The sequence below is a fragment of the Chryseobacillus diguaensis genome (assembly GCF_049220665.1).
Taxonomy (GTDB): Bacteria; Bacillota; Bacilli; order Bacillales; family Bacillaceae; genus Metabacillus_B.
The window spans coordinates 1-1305 of sequence record NZ_JBMKNV010000038.1; the positions used below are offsets into that span (position 1 = coordinate 1).

Annotated in this window: 1 protein-coding gene and 1 pseudogene; both read left to right on the plus strand. The window is 39.4% G+C overall.

What is annotated here, in order from left to right; translation table 11 throughout:
* Positions 1 to 266: 266 nt before the first annotated feature.
* Positions 267 to 437 (plus strand): annotated as a pseudogene (locus ACOT8F_RS20895) (DinB family protein); the annotation flags it as partial.
* Complete coding sequence (locus ACOT8F_RS20900; protein WP_421653838.1) at positions 430 to 924, plus strand: VOC family protein; 495 nt, start codon at positions 430 to 432, stop codon at positions 922 to 924. The pseudogene ACOT8F_RS20895 and the gene ACOT8F_RS20900, both read left to right, overlap by 8 nt.
* Positions 925 to 1305 lie beyond the last annotated feature (381 nt).

A 1305-nucleotide genomic window follows, 5' to 3' on the forward strand; every position in this document is an offset into this window, starting at 1 on the left:
CTATTGATACCAATAGTCCCAAGGGCGCATGCGTCCTACCCCGACTACCTAAAGAATAGCCTATAAAAAATAGGCCAGCCAGATAAAATAACAATCTGGATGACCTTATAATACGAAAGGGCGCATTCCTGTAGAAAGGATTGCGCTCTTTTTGGGTTTAAGGGCCAGATAGTTGAATAAAATGTCTTGTGAAAATTAGGAGGATTTGAAATAATTGTAATTCTAAGGTGGTTTTCTGGACTGGGGTTCGAGATACAAAGTGATATGAAATTGTCCTACATGTTGTGAATCACGGGAATTATCTCCGAGGAAACGTAACTTCCATGCTAAATCAAATGGGTTATTCGTCGACGATGAATGATTATGCATTGTTTTGGTATCAACCGGAATCTTCAAATAGAAGTAATGAAAAGAAGGAGGCCAATAAATTTGGGTAAATCAAACAATATCCAAACCGTGCCTGATGGCTATACGACAGTGACACCCTGGGTTATCACAAAGGATACAGCTCGATTAATTGATTTTATTAAAAAGGGTTTCAATGGGTGTGATGACTTTCGGATGTATAATGAAGACGGCACGATCGGACATGCGGAAATTCGGATTGGCGAATCGGTAGTGATGATGTTTGATGCTAAAGAAGATTGGCCAGTTACACCGGCCTTCTTGCGTTTGTACGTTGAAGATGGTGATGCTGTTTATGAGCAAGCATTGGAGGCTGGAGCCACCTCAATAACCGGGATGACAAACCTTTTCTGGGGTGATCGAGTGGGACGGGTTTGTGACCCGCTGGGCAATATCTGGTGGATCCAACAACGTTTAGAGGACCTCGATCCGAAAGAGACAGAAAAACGTGCTCAGCAAAATGAGTATATTGATGCTATGAAGTATGTTCAGGGTTCGTTAAGGCTTAGTAAGGAGTAGGCAACTTTTGCTCATTTTGCGAAAAAGCATAACTTGTTCAATTAGGACTATTCAGAAACGGGCGATTTTTGGAGTAACAAAAAAGCCCAAATTCTCAGTATTAAATTTGAGAAATAGGGCTTTTTATTCTGGAATTTCGTTACCGTTGTAAATTCGCGTTTTGCTGGTGGTACCCCAGATGATCTTGAGCAAATCGAGCTTATTTTTCGATTAATAAAATATCATTGAGCTAATGGAGAACGCAAGGATCGGTGTTCAACAAAACCAGCTAATAGTTTGTCAACATTTTTCATTAAAAACTATATTTCTTCGTGCTATACTAAAAATGTCCATGACAAATAACCTTCCATAATTACATAATTGGAAGGTTTTTCATTTTAT